This window comes from Nostoc sp. NZL (assembly GCF_015714705.1).
GTDB classification, from domain to species: Bacteria; Cyanobacteriota; Cyanobacteriia; order Cyanobacteriales; family Nostocaceae; genus Nostoc; species Nostoc foliaceum_A.
On record NZ_WBKL01000078.1, the window covers coordinates 19,348 to 35,359 of the forward strand.

Consider the following 16,012-nt stretch of genomic DNA (forward strand, 5'->3'; position numbering starts at 1 on the left):
ATTACTGTCTTGGGTTTAATCATTTTAAAATTCAGACTGTCTTAGCCACCCATTTAGCTTTGCCTGAATACTTCTGTGGTGATGGTCTTCTAAAACACTCGTCCATAATTAATGAATTTGATAAAATAGCACCACAGGTTATTGCGGTAACTGTAATTACAGCTCATTCTGACACTAAATATAGAGCGAGAAGGTTTCTCCTCACGCTCTAAAAATCAGCAAGTTATAAACTGCCCATCTATCTATTCGGTTTTTTGCAGGACAAATTGTATAGTTAGGTGGAAGAACTAACCCGCGACTCTTAACAGAATTACCATTTATGACTGCTATAAATTTGGTAATTGGTACTGGCTTTACCACAAATACCAATTACCAATTAGCTAGTTTTAATGATCATGTAGTCCTATTTAGATTTAGCCTCCAAATTTTCTAAACGGCTTCTCAATTCCTGGTTTTGTTGTTTGAGTTGGTCGAAATCTTCACGCAATTGACGCAAGGTTTTTTCTGAACCGATGTTTTTTTGCACCTTGGAAATTTCTTCTTCAGCATAGCGGCGTACACGCCCATCAGCTGTTTGTTCAGCTAGCGATCGCAAAATCCCGACTGCTTTGGGTGTTTCCATTTGTCCTAATGCTGCTGCTACCGCCACTTGCGTTAAAAAGAAGCTTTCTTTGGCTAGTTCTGTTAATTTTTCTAAAATCCGTTCCAAATTAACTGGACTTTGACCTACAGAAATCTTTCCTAAAGCGCGAATTGTCGCTAAACGTAGGGGTTGTGGTACACCGAGTTTGGTGTATTCGATCAGCAGATTTAAAGCTGCTTCCGAGGTTTTGAATTCAGCTAAACCAGCAACTGCACCACTCCGCACTATTTCATTCCAACCTGCCTTTTCTTCTAAAACGCCTTTCAGTTGCTTTAATACCTTGTCTTCCTTGGGTTTTTCTTCCAAGTTTGCAGATGCGATCGCCCCAATTACACGAGAGGCTGTTGCTTCCACGTAGTAGCTGGGATCGCCCTTTTGCACTAACCCTCTCACAACTTTATAGCTTTCAGCAGTTTTGATTTGAGCAAGTGCTTCCACTACAGATCGTCGCACGTAAGCATTTTTATCTTTTAACCCAAGAACTAAGCCATCAAAGGCTTGGTCTAAATTAATTTGGGCTAATTGTTTCGCTACTTCCACACGCACACCCCACAATGAGTCATTTTTGAGGGCTGAAGATAGTGCTTTCGTAGCTTCTAAGCCGCCTTTTTTCGCCAAAGCTTCTGCTGCATAGATGCGCGAAATCGGGTTGGGGTCAGATTCTAATTGTGCTTTTAACTCTGGTATTGGATACTCTAAAGTTACTGTTTTTAGGTAATTATTGCCAACATCGAAGCTGATAAATTGGGGCTTATTTTCTAATGGAAAGTAGAAACTTTGTTCACGTTCATTTATCCGGACTGTGAAAGTTTTTAGTTTCACAGTTTCTTCCTGCTGAGTATTGCCAAATCCAATAGGTATTTTTAAATCAAATAAATCCTTACTGCCATTTTTGCCTTCAGCAACTTGGGTTTGAGTTACCGTAATTTTTGCCAAATTAGCATCTCCATCCCAAGAGTAAGCTACTTTAAAATCGGGATGTCCACCACGATAAACGTATTGGTCAAAGAGGAACAAAAGATTTCTTCCGGTAGACTTTTCAATCGCCCTGAGTAAGTCTATTGTTTCTACGGTTTTGTGGGCATTATCTTGGATAAATGTTTGAATTGCTTGCCAAAATAATTCATCTCCCAATTGGGCACGAATCATGTGATAAACACAAGACCCTTTTTCGTAGATGTGGCGATCGTAAAGTTCAATAGCTTCCCGGTAAACATGCGTTACCATCGGGCGACGATAACGGCTGCTATCTTCACTAATGTAACGACGAGCTTCTAATAAACGATAGTAAGCTGCTTCTTCTAAACTATATTCCTGTTCTGTCCACATCACCTCAGAATAGGAAGCCATCCCTTCCTTAATCCAAGCATGAGACCAATGCTTAATCACCACTAAATCACCAAACCATTGGTGTGCGAGTTCGTGGACGACTAAACTTTCGGTATTGCGGTTATCTAAAGCGGCGCGTTCATCCAGCAAGCATCTATCTGTTAACAGGGTTGTGGAGGTGTTTTCCATCCCGCCAAAGATGAAGTCATCGACGCAAACCTGGGCGTATTTCGGGAAAGGATATGGATAACCATACTTTTGGCTTAAAAATTCGATCATGCGGGGAGTTTTGCCCATGCTGCGTTTAGCATCTTCCTCCCGTCCCTTTTCTACGTAGTAGGTGACTGGTTTACCGTTCCACTCATCCCGAATTTCGGCAAAGTCACCTACTGCCAAAGTCATCAGGTAGGTAGGATGAACTTGTTGCTGTGACCAATGGTAGATTTTGTAATCACCATCTTCTGTGGTATCAATCAGTTCGCCATTGGAAATCGCCACGAGAGGGTTGGGAACACGAACGCGAATTTCTGAAGTAGACAATTGTCCTGGATAGTCAAAGCAGGGGAACCAAAAGCGAGAGTCCTCGTCTTCTCCCTGAGTCCAAACTTGAGTAGGCTTGTTCGGGTAGTGTTTGTCTGGTTGAATAAAATAAATACCACGTTGCGGTTTTGCCACCGAGTAGGCGATCGCAATCAGCAAGCGTTTACCAATCTGGGTCGCCTCAGAAAGTTGAATGGAAAGCTGTTCCCCGTCGTAGTCAAAATTTTGTGGCACATCGTCCACCTGCACAGACTCGATATTCAGGTTGACAGCATCCAAAGTCAAACGGTCAATGCCATTACGGATTGGCAAGAGGCGAATGCTACAACTGCCCTGATAGCTTTGCTTGGGGATATCCAAGCTGAGATCGAGAAAAATATGCTCTACCTGTCCGGGGCGATCGGGGTTGTAGTGTGGTCTTGCTCCCGGTAACTCAAAAGGTTTGTGTCCGTTATTATCTGTATCAAAATAAGACTTCGACATTGATCCTTACTGACCTTGTAATCCTGAAAAGTCTGGCTTGGCTGGATGTAATTAAGCAAAATAGCGGTATCTGTATTTCCCAATTCAATAGGGCAGTATGGGGGTTAAAATTCCCCTTGGGGATTGGGGGATTGAAATTAATCTCACCCAAATTTCCGAAGGTCGGCTGCCGATCCTTGGACTTTTTTCCATATCCCTCCCGCATTTACTTTTTCTGATGTTTTGCACTTTTTTGTCATCGAGTCAAGAGTCTCTTGCACCTCGATAGATTCTCCTTAAGTACAAATACTCCTAATTATTCTTATAACTTAGGATAGCTTGCCGCTGTTGAGCAGGCTATTTTCTTTGAGATGAACAGCATATCATTTGCGGATTCGCCCCTCATCGCCTTGAAGTATTTTTTAGAGTAATTATTTTAGACTGCTAGCTTATAGGACTACTAATTTTATCAGTAAATACCGATCAATGAGCGGAAAATATTAATAAATCCGAAAACTCTACAATGACACTTGTATAAATCTCGGTGACAATCTGAGCAAATGAGGATAACAAAATGCCCGAAAGTAAATCAAAGTTTTTGATTCCTGCTGTTGGTGCTGCTGTAGTAGTAGCAGGAAGTATAGCGGCTTATATGTATTTTAAAGTCCCATCAGGAGGTAGCTCAGACGCTCTAGGTAGTGCTAAAGTAGTCCCTTCAACAGCATTGATGGCAACTTATATTAGTACTGACCCTCAAGCCTGGGCAAAGTTACAGCAGTTTGGCACTCCAGAAGCACAAAAGTTAGTGGCAAAAGGTCTGGAAGATTTCAATAAGCAAATGTTCAGTGACAGTAATGTTTCTTATGAAAAAGACATAAAGCCTTGGGCTGGTGGTGTGATGATTGCTGTATTACCACCGAATCCTGTCAAACCGGCGCAGTTAAAAGTGCCGTCCGGGGAATCTAATGTACCAACAAATTTACAGCAAGAATCAAATATCCTGATAGTAGTAGGAATCAAAGATCAACTCAGTGCCTTGAATTTTGCTAATAAATTGAAGTCACAAAAAGGGGTGAAATTCCAGGAATCTGACTACCAAGGTCAAAAAATTATCGAAACTACAGAAAAAGGCAAGCCGACATATAGCGTAGTTTTAAATAATAGTCATTTAGTATTAGCCCCCGAAAAACAAGCTGTAGAAAAAGCAATTGACACCTTTAAGGGACAGCCTTCTTTTGCCAGTAAAGAAGGTGCAAGCACCATTCTCAACAAAGGAGTGGATGTCAAAAACAGCCTCGCCCAAATTTATGTACCAGATTATGCGAGTATGGTACAGCAATTAGCAGCCGGAAGCCCGCAGGCAAAGCAGTTACCTCCACAAGCCTTGACGCAACTGAAACAGATAAAATCTGTGGTAGCGGGTGTTGGTGTTGATGATGCGGGAGTGCGGGTAAAAGCGATCGCTAATTTAGATCCGCAACTAAATAAATTTCAGTATCAATCAAGTCCTGGAAATATAGTAGGGCAATTTCCCACTGATACCTTTGCTTTAGTTAGCGGAAATGGCATCAGCCGTGGCTGGGAAACGCTAGTAGAACAGTCAAAAGATTATCCAGAAATGATGCAAGGTCTTGAACAAGTACGAGGACAACTGAAATTTGCCAATATTGACCTGGATAAAGATATTTTTGGCTGGATGAATGGGGAATTTGCTTTTGGTGCGATTCCATCAAATCAAGGGGTGTTAGCGAGTGTTGGTTTTGGAGGTGCTTTAGTATTTGACACTAGCGATCGCAAAACTGCCGAAGCCACTTTAACAAAATTGGATACCCTTGCCAAAACCCAACAAATCAACATCGCTAATAGAAATATCGGTGGTAAAGACGTAACTGAATGGCAAATCCCCCGACAAGGAGCTTTATTGGCACATGGTTGGCTGGATCAAGACACTGTATTTGTAGCTGTTGGTGGCCCAGTTGCTGACGCAGTTGCCGATCGCAAGAATCAATCTCTCGACAATAGCGATGCCTTCAAAGCCGTTACTGGTTCTTTGCACAAGCCCAACGGCGGCTATTTCTACCTGGATATGGATAAAACTAAAACTGTGCCCTTGATCAAGAGTTTAATCTCATCTAACGCCAATACCATAACCATTCTGAGTTCCATTCGTGGTCTTGGTTTTACCGCCAATAGCCCCGATAAATCCACCAGTGAATTAGAGATGTTGTTAGCTCTCAAGCCTTCTGCAAAATAGGGCATTGGGCATGGGGAAGAGGATAAGGGGATAAGGAGAAAGACTTGTTGCAAGTTCTCACTCAAGTTACCTAGTTCCCTTGTCTGCCCAGATCCCTCCACTTACAAAACTTGATTATTCCGAGTTTCCAAGGTTTGGTTGAGTCTATCCAACGCGCCAATCAATCTTTCTTGGGCTACAAGGTTAGGATCTGGCAAAGGTTCATCGGCGACTTCTTCTTGTCTCTTGAATTTTTGTAAGGCTCGAATTGCCACAAATAAAATTAAGGCAATGATTACAAAGTCAACTATTGCGCCAAGAAACTCACCAATCTTGATTCCCGGACTAATGGTGATTGTTCTCCAGTCTTTGCCAGTAAAACTAACCAAAGGATTAATCAATGGCATGATTACATCTTCAACAAAGGAAGTAATAATCTTGCCAAAAGCAGTACCAATGATGACGGCGATCGCTAAGTCAACTACATTGCCTTTAAGGGCAAATTCTTGAAAATCCCTTAAAAAGCCATTTGCTCTTCTTCTTGCTCTTGCCATACTTGAGACTCAATAAGTTAGTTGTAGTCTTTTTTTATATGGCGCTCAAGTTTTTGCCCTCTCTGTTGAGATAGATTTTGCTAAGTATCGAAATCTTGCCAATCTTTAATGAATGGCTGTGATCAAGTATAAATTGGAGAACAGTGTGATTCTATAAAAATGCAAATCACACTAAACTTTTGATGTCAAGTTTCTATGACATTGGTCTCCACGCGTCATGCAATTCAATTTGCATCTAGACTGGTCTCCAGCAAGTATGTCATAAGTAAAAAAGCTATTGAACGCAAATTAATTTATGACTGCTACTGTAAATACTACTCCTGGCTTCGCTTCCCGCTTGGTAAATGGCGTACTGGCAATCAAGCCTTTAGCCGATCTAGCCAAGCATCAAGCTAGACAAATGATGATTAAACGTGCCCAGAGAATTGGTGTGCCTTGGACGCAAGAAGTCGAAATACTACAAGCGCGTGATTGGAAGGTCGATCTAGCTCAAGTACAAAATCCTGAGCTTTCCTACCCAGAATACTACTTGCGGCCATTCCATGCCTACGAAGGCGGAGACCTTAGTTGGAAAGCGGCTTGGGAGCTAGAAGTTGCTGCCCGTACCGTCCATGCCGGAATTTGGCAAGATGCTGGAGCACAAGGAGATGCTAAACTGCGGCAAAGTTACCACGATATCCTCAAGGCGCAAATTCCCAATCAACCCCAAGACATCCTAGATTTGGCCTGCGGTGTGGGTTTGAGTACATTTACCATGCAAGAAATTTATCCCCATGCCAAAATTACAGGCTTGGACTTATCTCCCTACTTCTTAGCCGTTGCAAATTACCGCGCCCAACAACGTCAAGCTAAAATTAACTGGCTTCATGCCCAAGCGGAATCAACTGGACTACCAGATGCCTCATTTGATTTAGTCTCTATTTTCTTGATGTGTCACGAATTACCTCAGTCAGTAACTCACCAAATTTTTGCTGAAATGCGACGCGTGCTGCGTCCTGGTGGCTACTTGGCAATCATGGACATGAATCCTAAGTCAGAAGTTTACCAGAAAATGCCACCTTACATTTTGACTTTGCTCAAAAGTACTGAACCGTATTTAGATGAATATTTTGCTTTGGACATTGAACAGGCTATTGTTGACGCAGGTTTCCAAACTCCCACTATCACTAACAATACCCACCGTCACCGCACAGCGATCGCTCAGGTGAGTGGTTGATTTTTTTCTAATGCTGTGGGCAGCAATACCACCCTTGCTGCTGCTAGGCTACTACTACTATCGGGTGCCATTTGCCCCGCCTCTGTTAAGGTTACTGATGTTCTTTATCATCGGGGCAATATCTGGTATCTTAGCCCTTAGCCTCGAATGGATTTTTGAAATTGTAGTTAACTGGGTTTTAGACTGGTATCAGATTAAGCGATGCCTACCGCCCAGCAGGTGCGCGTCTACGCTTTTTGGTGTAGCGTTGCGTCAGCTTGTGGAAGTAGGTTCAATTGAAGAAGGCTGCAAGTTAGCAGCGGTTGTTTTTCCAACCTGCTATCTGCAACGCAGGTATCGATTACTCCCCTCTACCGTTTTCCTGTTCACCATAGCCGTTGCCCTTGGATTCACTGCCGAAGAGAACTGGATTTACCTTTACCACGGTACAGCATCAATTCTTGACCGTGCTATCGGCACGCCAGTCCACGCTATGTTCTCTGCGCCTTGGGGCTATGGGTTGGCAATATATATTTCCTCTAATACTCGGTTAAATCGAGACAGAAAGTTTATTTTTAGGGCTTGGCTAAATTCTGTAATTTGTCATGCCCTGGTTAATGTGCTATCTAGTGCTTGGCGTTACCCACTACCCCTACCTTTCCTGAGTTATGGTTTATTTCCGTTTCTGTTGTGGATGTTTTGGCGACTGGAACAATTACTGCGAAAAGTGCAAGGCAACCCTGCAATTCTCCTGATTTCAGACGGTACACCCCAGCGCCGTTACTGGCAGAGAAGTTTAGTGGTGTTTGCTCTAGTGCTGGGTGGAAATGCTATTTTTGGGCTGTTTCTCTTAGCCAGGATTCTTAGTCCTTTGAGTCCGTCAAAGCTTTTTGATGCTGATATTTTGTGGTTTATATTTAGTCGCTTTTTATTAAATCTCTTTTTCGGAGTTTTAGCCTGGGGTATTTATCGCTATTTGCGACATTCCGCTCGTCGTCGATATTTTTAAAATATGATTTAGAAGAAAAATCTTAGGGATAGAACATGGGGCATTGGGTATTAGGCATGGGCATGGGGATAATATAAATTCCCTATGTCCTATGCCTGGATTTTCAATTAGCTAAACTCGTGCCAATACTGGTTGACTAACAGCTGCACTGACTGAATTTGATTCTGATTCATTACAGTAGATTTCGCAGGAGTTATTGGGACTTTCAATCAGTTTCACTTTGTAAAGTTTAGCTCCCAGTTCCTGAATGGGCGATCGCAGTAAATTACTAATGTAAAGTGCGATATTCTCAGCAGTGGGTACAACTTCGGCAAAGTAAGAAATGTCTTTGTTTAAAAAGGTGTGATCGAATGGCTCTACCACATAATTTTCTATAACTTGATTCAGGGCACCTAAATCGACAATCATCCCAGTGCGTAGATCAATTTCCCCTTTCACGGTGACTTCTAGATGATAGTTGTGTCCGTGACCGTGGGGACGGGCGCACTTACCATAAATCTCAGTGTTTTCTTCATTACTGAGGTTAGGGTGAGCTAACCGATGGGCGGCACTAAAGTGAGTACTGATAGTGAGGTAGGCTTCCATTGCGTTTCCCATATAATCTGCCCAAAGTTCAGGATGTTCAAATAACTGCACACGAACTAAAGGCAAGTGGGGTGCTAGCCGCTGCCAAATAATCCGTGCAATATTCTCAGTGGTGGGCAGAGTTTGTTGAAATTCTGCCCACACATCGTTGAGATAAGAGAAGTCCAATTGACTGGTAACTTCCCGTTTAATTACCTGTTTTACATCAGACAAGTTCAGCACCATGCCATATTCATCCAATTCCCCGGCTAGGGAGATAAATAAGACATAGTTATGTCCGTGTCCCGGAAATCTAGAGCAAGCACCAAATTTCTCAATATTTTCGGCTTCACTCAGTTCTGGCAACCAATAACGATGACTTGCCGAAAACTGGGCGCGGCGATTAACAATGCATTGCATGAGTACACTATGAACAGAATTTAAAATTTCTTAATCTTTCTCTGTTTCCAGCATAAACTAATTTCTTTATCAGTTGTCATTAGTCATTTGTTATTTGACTAATGACTATTTACAGACGCTTGCGCCTCACAGTGCAATCTCGTAGCTATGCGGAATAGTTCATGACCTGTGTGCAAATAACGCTCATCGTAGTTCAAAGGAAAATAAGCCAACTCTTCGAGTCCATCTGCTACTTGATCCAGGCTGTAGTAGAGATGAGCGGCTGTTCTTGCTAAACTAGGCGGATTCGGCAGGGAGCGAAAAGTAATTTGTGCCTGCTTGAGATCATCTCGACAGGTTTTTAAGTATTCCTGAAATTCGTCTAATAACTCATCATCAAAGGGATCAGCAGCTAATTGCTCCATTTGTTCTTCTAACGAATAAAGAATAGTACAAAGCAAGCGATTTACTGGCTGGTATACTTGACGCAGCCATTCCTCAACTTGCTCGTCAACATCCCGTCCTGTTTTTCGTCTTGTCTGGTAATGCTTTTGCGCTGATGCTGTACGTTGTTGGCGATCGCTATTTAATTTTTCAGAGTCATCTTGCAGTTTTTGGTCATAATTGCGGCGATTTTGGTTGTCGCCTAAGACCTCATAGGCTGCATTGATGCGGATAATCTGCTCGTGATCGGCTGTTTCCTGATTACTGTCAGGATGAAATAACTTAACCAAGCGGCGATAAGCTTGCTTAATCTCCGCTTGGCTGGCACTTGGACTAACTTTGAGAGTTTCGTAATGGTTAGAAACGTGCTTGGAATTGACCATTAATTCAATTTATCGTTAACTGACGCTAGTGGCTAACCTTGCCTCCAGGTCTTGAAACAACGGCGTACTTAAATACCTCTCACCAAAACTGGGCTGAATCATCACAATTAAGCGTCCCTTATTTTCTTGACGTTGGGCAACGCGAATTGCTGCACATAAAGCTGCTCCAGTGGAAATACCAGATAGTAGCCCTTCTTCTTTTGCCAAACGTCGACTGTAGGCGATCGCTTCTTCGTCAGTGACGGTAATCACTTCATCAATTAATTTTATCTTTAGAACTTGGGGAATAAACCCAGCACCAATTCCCTGGATTTTGTGGGGTCCTGGTCGTCCCCCAGATAAAACTGGGCTATTGGCTGGTTCAACAGCGATCGCCTTAGAATTAGGCTTGCGTGCTTTAATCACTTCTGCTACACCAGTGATCGTACCACCTGTGCCCACCCCTGCGACGATCATATCTACTTGTCCATCGGTATCTTCCCAGATTTCAAGGGCAGTAGTTTCCCGATGCACTTTTGCATTGGCTGGATTGCGGAACTGCTGCAACATATAGGTATTTGGTGTAGTGTTAACTATTTGTTGCGCTCGCCCAATTGCCCCACTCATGCCTTCCATTCCTGGCGTTAGTTCCAGTTCTGCTCCATAGGCCCGCAACATTGCTCGTCGCTCCCCACTCATTGTCTCTGGCATTGTCAAAATTAATCGATAACCCTTGGCTGCTGCTGCCATTGCTAGGGCAATTCCTGTGTTGCCAGAAGTGGGTTCTACCAATACTGTCTTCCCAGGAGTAATCAGCCCCTCTTCTTCGGCGGCGTTAATCATACTTACTCCAATCCGGTCTTTGACTGATGCCGATGGGTTCATACTTTCCAGCTTCACCAAAATTTCAGCAAAACATCCTTCTGTTTGGGGAATGCGGTTGAGCTGCACTAGGGGTGTACGACCAACCAGTTCTGTAATGTTATGAGCAATTCGCATAATTTAGTCCTTAGATACTTAGTCAAGAGTCATTTGTCAAAAGTCAGTCCTGTTAGGCTTTGACGTTCCCGCAGGGTATGCGGGTTTCTAAAACTAGGGAACTGGCGTTAGCGATAGCGAGTAACGAGCGTCGGAAACAGAGTGTCACCCCTAAGAGGGTGTTTTAAAAGTATTATTGCTAATACTAAAATTTCAAAAACCTAGCCTCCCAGCCCCAATTCACTTGTAGAGAATCGAGGTTTCAAAGCTTCTCGACCTTTTGGGGAGGGGTTTGGAGAGAGATGAGTAGTATACTTTACGGCTTTCCAAACATCCTTTAAGGGTCAAATAACCAATAACAAATAACTCTTGACTAAATGTAGTACATGATATCCAATTGCCGCCGTGAATCTCGTTTTTCACAAAGATCCTGGAGCGTATACTTTTGCAACACTGAATTTGCCGCGCGACTTGCTTCTTGCCAGATTTCTTCTATAATCGAGCTGTCTACCGTTTTAGAATTAACGTTTTCTTCACAGGTTCCCACCTCCAACCCTTCTAAACATTCCAAAATCTCAAAAAGGATGATTTTCCGGGGTTCTCGCATTAATAAATAGCCACCTTTTGACCCGCGCTGACTTTTGACTATACCCCCACGCCTCATGGTTGCTAGTAGCTGTTCCAGATAGCGATCGGGTATGTTTTGTTGTGCTGCAATTTGTCGAATTTGCAGCGGTTCGCCACTTTCGTAATGAGCGGCCATCTCTAATAAGGCTAGAATTGCGTATTCTGATTTACACGATAGTTCCACAAGTAGTAACAAGTTAGGGTTAGGAGTTAGGAATTATCAGTTAGGAGTTGGGAGCCATTCAATTTGAATTTTAGATTTTTTCTTCAATCCAAAATCTAAAATTGGCAGAGTTAGGATATTACGTAATATCTAACTTTATACCGCTAACTTCTATGAAAAAAGCTCGCTCAGAAAAAGTTGCTCACAGCCTAAGTTAGAAGTTCGTCGCTGCTAGGGTGAACATTAAAATGTCTACCCTACTGTGGTCTATTCACATAAAACCCTTCATAACTCATAACTCATAACTTCTAACTAACAACTCCTAACTCTTCTAGTATACTCCGGTTACCTACTGGGGTTTCTTTATTTGTTGTTGCTACGGACAACAAAAAGCCCCGCCTGATGGCGGGGAGCAATAAAGTTCAAAATTGTCAATTGATAGTCAATACTCTAGAAGGTGAAAGTTGTTCTCAGCGTACCGATAATTGCATCGTCGTTAGCGCTGCTTTGACCAGGAGAGGTTAACCAAATTACGCCAGGAGTCACTGAGATGTTATCCGACACACGATATTTGTAGAAGCCTTCAAATTGATAGGGTGTATCATTACCAGCAAAACCTGGTCGGTTAAAGGAATAGGGCTGTGCACCAGCAAAAATACCTAAAACGTTACCCTGTTTACCAAAATCAGGTAAGGCTACACCGACACCATAGCTCCAAGCTTCATAATCATCACCTATACCGACACCTGTGACATCGTGGTAAGAGACGAAGCCACTAATTGACAGCTTGTCGCTAGGTCTAAATGCAGCCGACACACCGTAGGAGTTGCTGGAACCTGCACCTAATAAAGTGTTAGCTTGTCCAGTACCTACTACAACCTCTCCAAAAGTTCCATCTGATGTGGAACCTGAGTTGAATAAAGAACCACCTGCACTATATCCGTGGACGTAGGTAGCAGCTAAAGCCAAGCGATCGCTAACACTAAAGTTTAACTGTCCAAGAGCTGCGTAGTCACCGTTGGTCAGACCTGAACTAAGAGTAGGATTATTAGCTTCCGATGCCAAGTAACCCGCAGTGATTGAGCTATTTCCTAGAATGCCACCACCTTGGCCAAGAGGTAAATTGACCGCTATACCTGCACCACCACCAATCCGATAGATGGGACTTTCAGAAGCAAAGCTAGATAAAGCGCCGTTACCGCCATCAGTGTTGTCAAAAAAGTAAGGATTATTGACGGCTGCATAATGGCTGTGTCGTCCACCACTAGCTGCGAGATAAACTTGGGCTGGGCCTACGGGAGCTTCATAGGTCAATCGGTCTATTTTGACGCTGTTGTTACCTGTGCTACCAACTTGAAAAGTTTGTGTACCTTCAGCAGTGTTGATACCAGCACCAGCATTATCCACTAATGAAAAGGCTTGTGCATTACCAGCAGAGAGACGGGTAGTTAAAACGTCTCTACCAGTGAAGCTGGTTTGTAAGTTTAAACGCACCCTATCTTGGAAGACAGTATTATTAGCATCACCAGTCTCACCCCCAAACACATCAGTAACGGCAAAAATGGCTTCACCGACTAGTTTGGTAGTAGTGGAGAACTGATTAGCTTCCAATTCCGCAGTCCGCGCTTCTAAGGAATCGACGCGACCGCGTAGGGTTGCCAATTCTGCGGAAAATTCTTCTTGTAACCGTTGTAAGGTAGCTAAATCTTGTTTGGTCACCAAGTCAGCTGTTGCTGTGGCAATCAATTCGTTAACCCGATCCAAACAGGCGTTCAAGCCAGCGGCAAATTCGTAACGGGTCAAAGCACGGTTACCGCGATAAGTAGCATTTGGGTAACCTGCAATACAACCATAGCGCTCAACCAAGGACTGCAATGCTTGGAATGCCCAGTCTGTAGGTTGTACGTCGGAAAATTGAGAAACCGATGTTACTTGAGACTGAGAATTATTTTGGCTACCTTCGTTGCTGTAGCGATTAACTTGATCTATGGTTGTTTGAGCCAATATTTCTGGCTGTTGGGCAACTTCAGTTACACCTGGTTGTCCGACTGGTGATACTTCAGTGGTTGTGTTTGGAGCCGCAATTGCTGTTGCTGAAACTAACAATGTTGCTCCCAAAACTGCTGGGCTAACCACTAAGGATTTCCACAATATACTAGACATCTCTTTACTCCTCACACCTTGTTTAGATAATTGTATTCGTTGCACCTAAAATCTCAAAAATGCGACATCTCATTGAAACCTGTGGATGAGGCATAGTTGCCACTACTACAATTTTAGTTTTTGCAAAGCTAATAAACGATTAACTTAGGGTTAAAAACTTATGTGATTAACTTATGCAAAAACATATCTTTATATCATAACATTATAAAACATCTGATCTAGATGGCAAGATCACAGCGATCGCCTTAATAACTGTCACATATAATTATCTAAATATCTAAGCAGGGAGTAGCGTCTAAGGCATTCACTCCCTACGCAGGCTAAATTGATCAAAGCTTAGACACTTAGCAGTTTGTCAGTAAAAATCACTTCTTCCACTTAGCCCTACTAGAAATCGCATACTAGTTAAAACACACTGATTCGGCTATACAAACATAGCAGAGCCTTTCAGCGGGCTAGTTTGTCTGCTATTTTGATCACAAACACCAGCTTAGGAATCAAGGGTTTTGAAACCCGCGCACTCCAAAGTAAAACACGTAATTCTACTCTTAAAGCTTGCTACGCGCTGCGTCTTTCGTTGCGGTGACTTCCAGTTTCCTAGTGCAAGATGTCAAAAGAAATCACTTAGTTGATTTGGGAAATCGCCTGTGCTACATCAAAGTCAGCCTGCGTCAGCCCACCTGCATCATGTGTTGTGAGTGTAATCTTCACTTTGTTGTAGGAAATCTCTATATCTGGATGATGTCCTGCCGACTCAGCAGGCTCAACCAGCTTATTGACAAACTCAATTGCTTGGATAAAATTCTTGAATGTGCGGGTAATTTGCAACTTGGAGCCTTCAACAGTCCAACCTGACAAAACTTTTGTATGTTCTTGAATTTCTGCCTCAGTGAGTAGTTGTGCCATATCAAAAAATTCCTATTTTTTGTATTGTCTTGATCACATTATGTATTTCATCAAATTAAATCCCTTTTATTCTCTACAGAGAAAAGATGGGAGGATAAACTAGGGCATAATGCGTATGTACATATTTAAATCAGACTTAGTAGATAGACCTTATTGCTCACATTTGGTCAGACGCCAAGGTTTGTATACAAGATATTTTTATTTTTAAGAAAAGTTAAACACGTTGGCTTTGCCCGCCGCAGGCATCGCTATCTTAAATTTTCAAAAGTAACCATTGATACATAAAGTCACCCATAAAAAACTATCCGCTCTGATTTAGATCAGGCGATCTAAGTCAGAGCGGTCTAGCGGGTCTTCAGGTTGCAACCAGACTGCCGGAAGGAACTCCGAGCTTGCCTAGCTACTTGAGCTAACTTAGTATCTCAAAGATGACTAAGGCTAACTTTTAGAGAACAGCCCCGGCGCGCAGCCGGCTAACTGCAACCTGATGACCCATGCATTTACTACTTTCTATCATGGGCATCACCTCCTTATTGCCTAAGCGGTCTTAGTCTCAAAAGGGCAGAGTTTTTACTCTGGGTTTATAACCTTCACCTAACATAACACATAAATTTAAAGATATTAACCATATATAAAAAAATCCCCCACCAAAAGGCGGGAGATGACTGGAGAATGGGGAATATTGACACTTTATTGGCTTATTCCAAGGAGATTATTTAATCTGGGTGGTGTCAATTTTCTGCAACCACAACCCTAATTCAAATCATGGTCGACTTTTAACATTAGAGAGCGTTACCGCGAGGTAGAACTTCCTCAGGGAATACAAATTGTTCGTGGGGTTGATCTTGAGGAGCCATCCAAGCGCGGATACCCTCGTTCAGCAAAATGTTTTTGGTATAGAAGGTTTCAAACTCAGGGTCTTCCGCCGCCCGCAATTCTTGGGAGACGAAATCATAAGCCCGCAGGTTGAGTGCTAAACCGACGATGCCGACGGCGCTCATCCACAAGCCTGTGACTGGCACGAACAACATAAAGAAGTGCAACCAGCGCTTGTTAGAGAAAGCAATCCCGAAAATCTGTGACCAGAAACGGTTTGCCGTCACCATTGAGTAGGTTTCTTCAGACTGGGTAGGATTGAAGGCGCGGAAGGTGTTAGCACCATCACCGTCTTCAAACAAGGTATTTTCGACTGTGGCACCGTGAATGGCACACAAGAGAGCACCACCCAATACACCCGCAACACCCATCATGTGGAAGGGGTTGAGTGTCCAGTTGTGGAAGCCTTGCAGGAATAGCAGGAACCGGAAAATTGCTGCCACACCAAAGCTGGGTGCAAAGAACCAGCTTGATTGTCCCAAGGGGTACATCAGGAATACGCTGACGAATACCGCAATCGGAGCGGAGAAGGCCAGGGCGTTGTAAGGACGGATACCTACTAGAC

The 16,012-nt window shown here is 43.0% G+C and carries 11 protein-coding genes and 1 pseudogene; 3 read left to right on the forward strand and 9 right to left on the reverse strand.

Translation table 11 applies throughout. The annotated features are described in order from the left end of the window. Window positions 1-403 precede the first annotated feature (403 nt). The gene (locus tag F8R90_RS11250; RefSeq protein ID WP_196510808.1) at window positions 404-2,995 is read right to left on the reverse strand and encodes a M1 family metallopeptidase; all 2,592 of its coding nucleotides are present in this window, start codon (window positions 2,993-2,995) and stop codon (window positions 404-406) included. Between the two features lie 553 nt (window positions 2,996-3,548). Here F8R90_RS11250 and F8R90_RS11255 point away from each other — a divergent pair. Next, a complete protein-coding gene (locus F8R90_RS11255) occupies window positions 3,549-5,228 on the forward strand; it encodes a DUF3352 domain-containing protein (RefSeq protein ID WP_196510809.1) in 1,680 nt (559 codons plus the stop codon). Between the two features lie 101 nt (window positions 5,229-5,329). Here the strand turns inward: F8R90_RS11255 and mscL are convergent, their stop codons facing one another. Next, on the reverse strand, window positions 5,330-5,761 hold the full coding sequence (mscL, locus tag F8R90_RS11260) for a large conductance mechanosensitive channel protein MscL (RefSeq protein ID WP_196510810.1): 432 nt from the start codon (window positions 5,759-5,761) through the stop codon (window positions 5,330-5,332). 295 nt (window positions 5,762-6,056) lie between these two features. Between mscL and F8R90_RS11265 the strand changes: the two genes are divergently transcribed. After that, a complete protein-coding gene (locus F8R90_RS11265; RefSeq protein WP_196510811.1) occupies window positions 6,057-6,977 on the forward strand; it encodes a class I SAM-dependent methyltransferase in 921 nt (306 codons plus the stop codon). After that, on the forward strand, window positions 6,970-7,965 hold the full coding sequence (locus F8R90_RS11270) for a PrsW family intramembrane metalloprotease (RefSeq protein ID WP_196510812.1): 996 nt from the start codon (window positions 6,970-6,972) through the stop codon (window positions 7,963-7,965). Before F8R90_RS11265 ends, F8R90_RS11270 begins: the two co-directional genes overlap by 8 nt. Window positions 7,966-8,076: 111 nt before the next feature. Here the strand turns inward: F8R90_RS11270 and F8R90_RS11275 are convergent, their stop codons facing one another. The 7 genes and pseudogenes from F8R90_RS11275 to F8R90_RS11305 form a co-directional block, all read right to left on the reverse strand. Further along, window positions 8,077-8,949 carry a 6-carboxytetrahydropterin synthase gene (locus F8R90_RS11275; protein ID WP_196510813.1) on the reverse strand — a complete coding sequence of 291 codons (873 nt, stop codon included), beginning with the start codon at window positions 8,947-8,949 and terminating at the stop codon, window positions 8,077-8,079. 98 nt (window positions 8,950-9,047) lie between these two features. Further along, window positions 9,048-9,755: a J domain-containing protein gene (locus tag F8R90_RS11280; RefSeq protein WP_196510814.1), complete on the reverse strand. Its 708-nt coding sequence runs from the start codon at window positions 9,753-9,755 to the stop codon at window positions 9,048-9,050. A gap of 15 nt (window positions 9,756-9,770) precedes the next feature. Then, on the reverse strand, window positions 9,771-10,733 hold the full coding sequence (gene cysK, locus F8R90_RS11285; protein WP_190896346.1) for a cysteine synthase A: 963 nt from the start codon (window positions 10,731-10,733) through the stop codon (window positions 9,771-9,773). A 352-nt stretch (window positions 10,734-11,085) separates the two neighbouring features. Next, entirely contained in the window at window positions 11,086-11,523 is a 438-nt protein-coding gene (locus tag F8R90_RS11290) for an RrF2 family transcriptional regulator (RefSeq protein ID WP_196510815.1), read from the reverse strand. A 429-nt stretch (window positions 11,524-11,952) separates the two neighbouring features. Then, window positions 11,953-13,665 (reverse strand): iron uptake porin, encoded by a 1,713-nt coding sequence (locus tag F8R90_RS11295; protein ID WP_190896349.1) that lies wholly within the window; start codon window positions 13,663-13,665, stop codon window positions 11,953-11,955. A 624-nt stretch (window positions 13,666-14,289) separates the two neighbouring features. Further along, complete coding sequence (locus F8R90_RS11300; RefSeq protein WP_196510816.1) at window positions 14,290-14,571, reverse strand: 4a-hydroxytetrahydrobiopterin dehydratase; 282 nt, start codon at window positions 14,569-14,571, stop codon at window positions 14,290-14,292. A gap of 782 nt (window positions 14,572-15,353) precedes the next feature. Beyond that, window positions 15,354-16,012: pseudogene (locus F8R90_RS11305) on the reverse strand (photosystem II D2 protein (photosystem q(a) protein)); the annotation flags it as partial.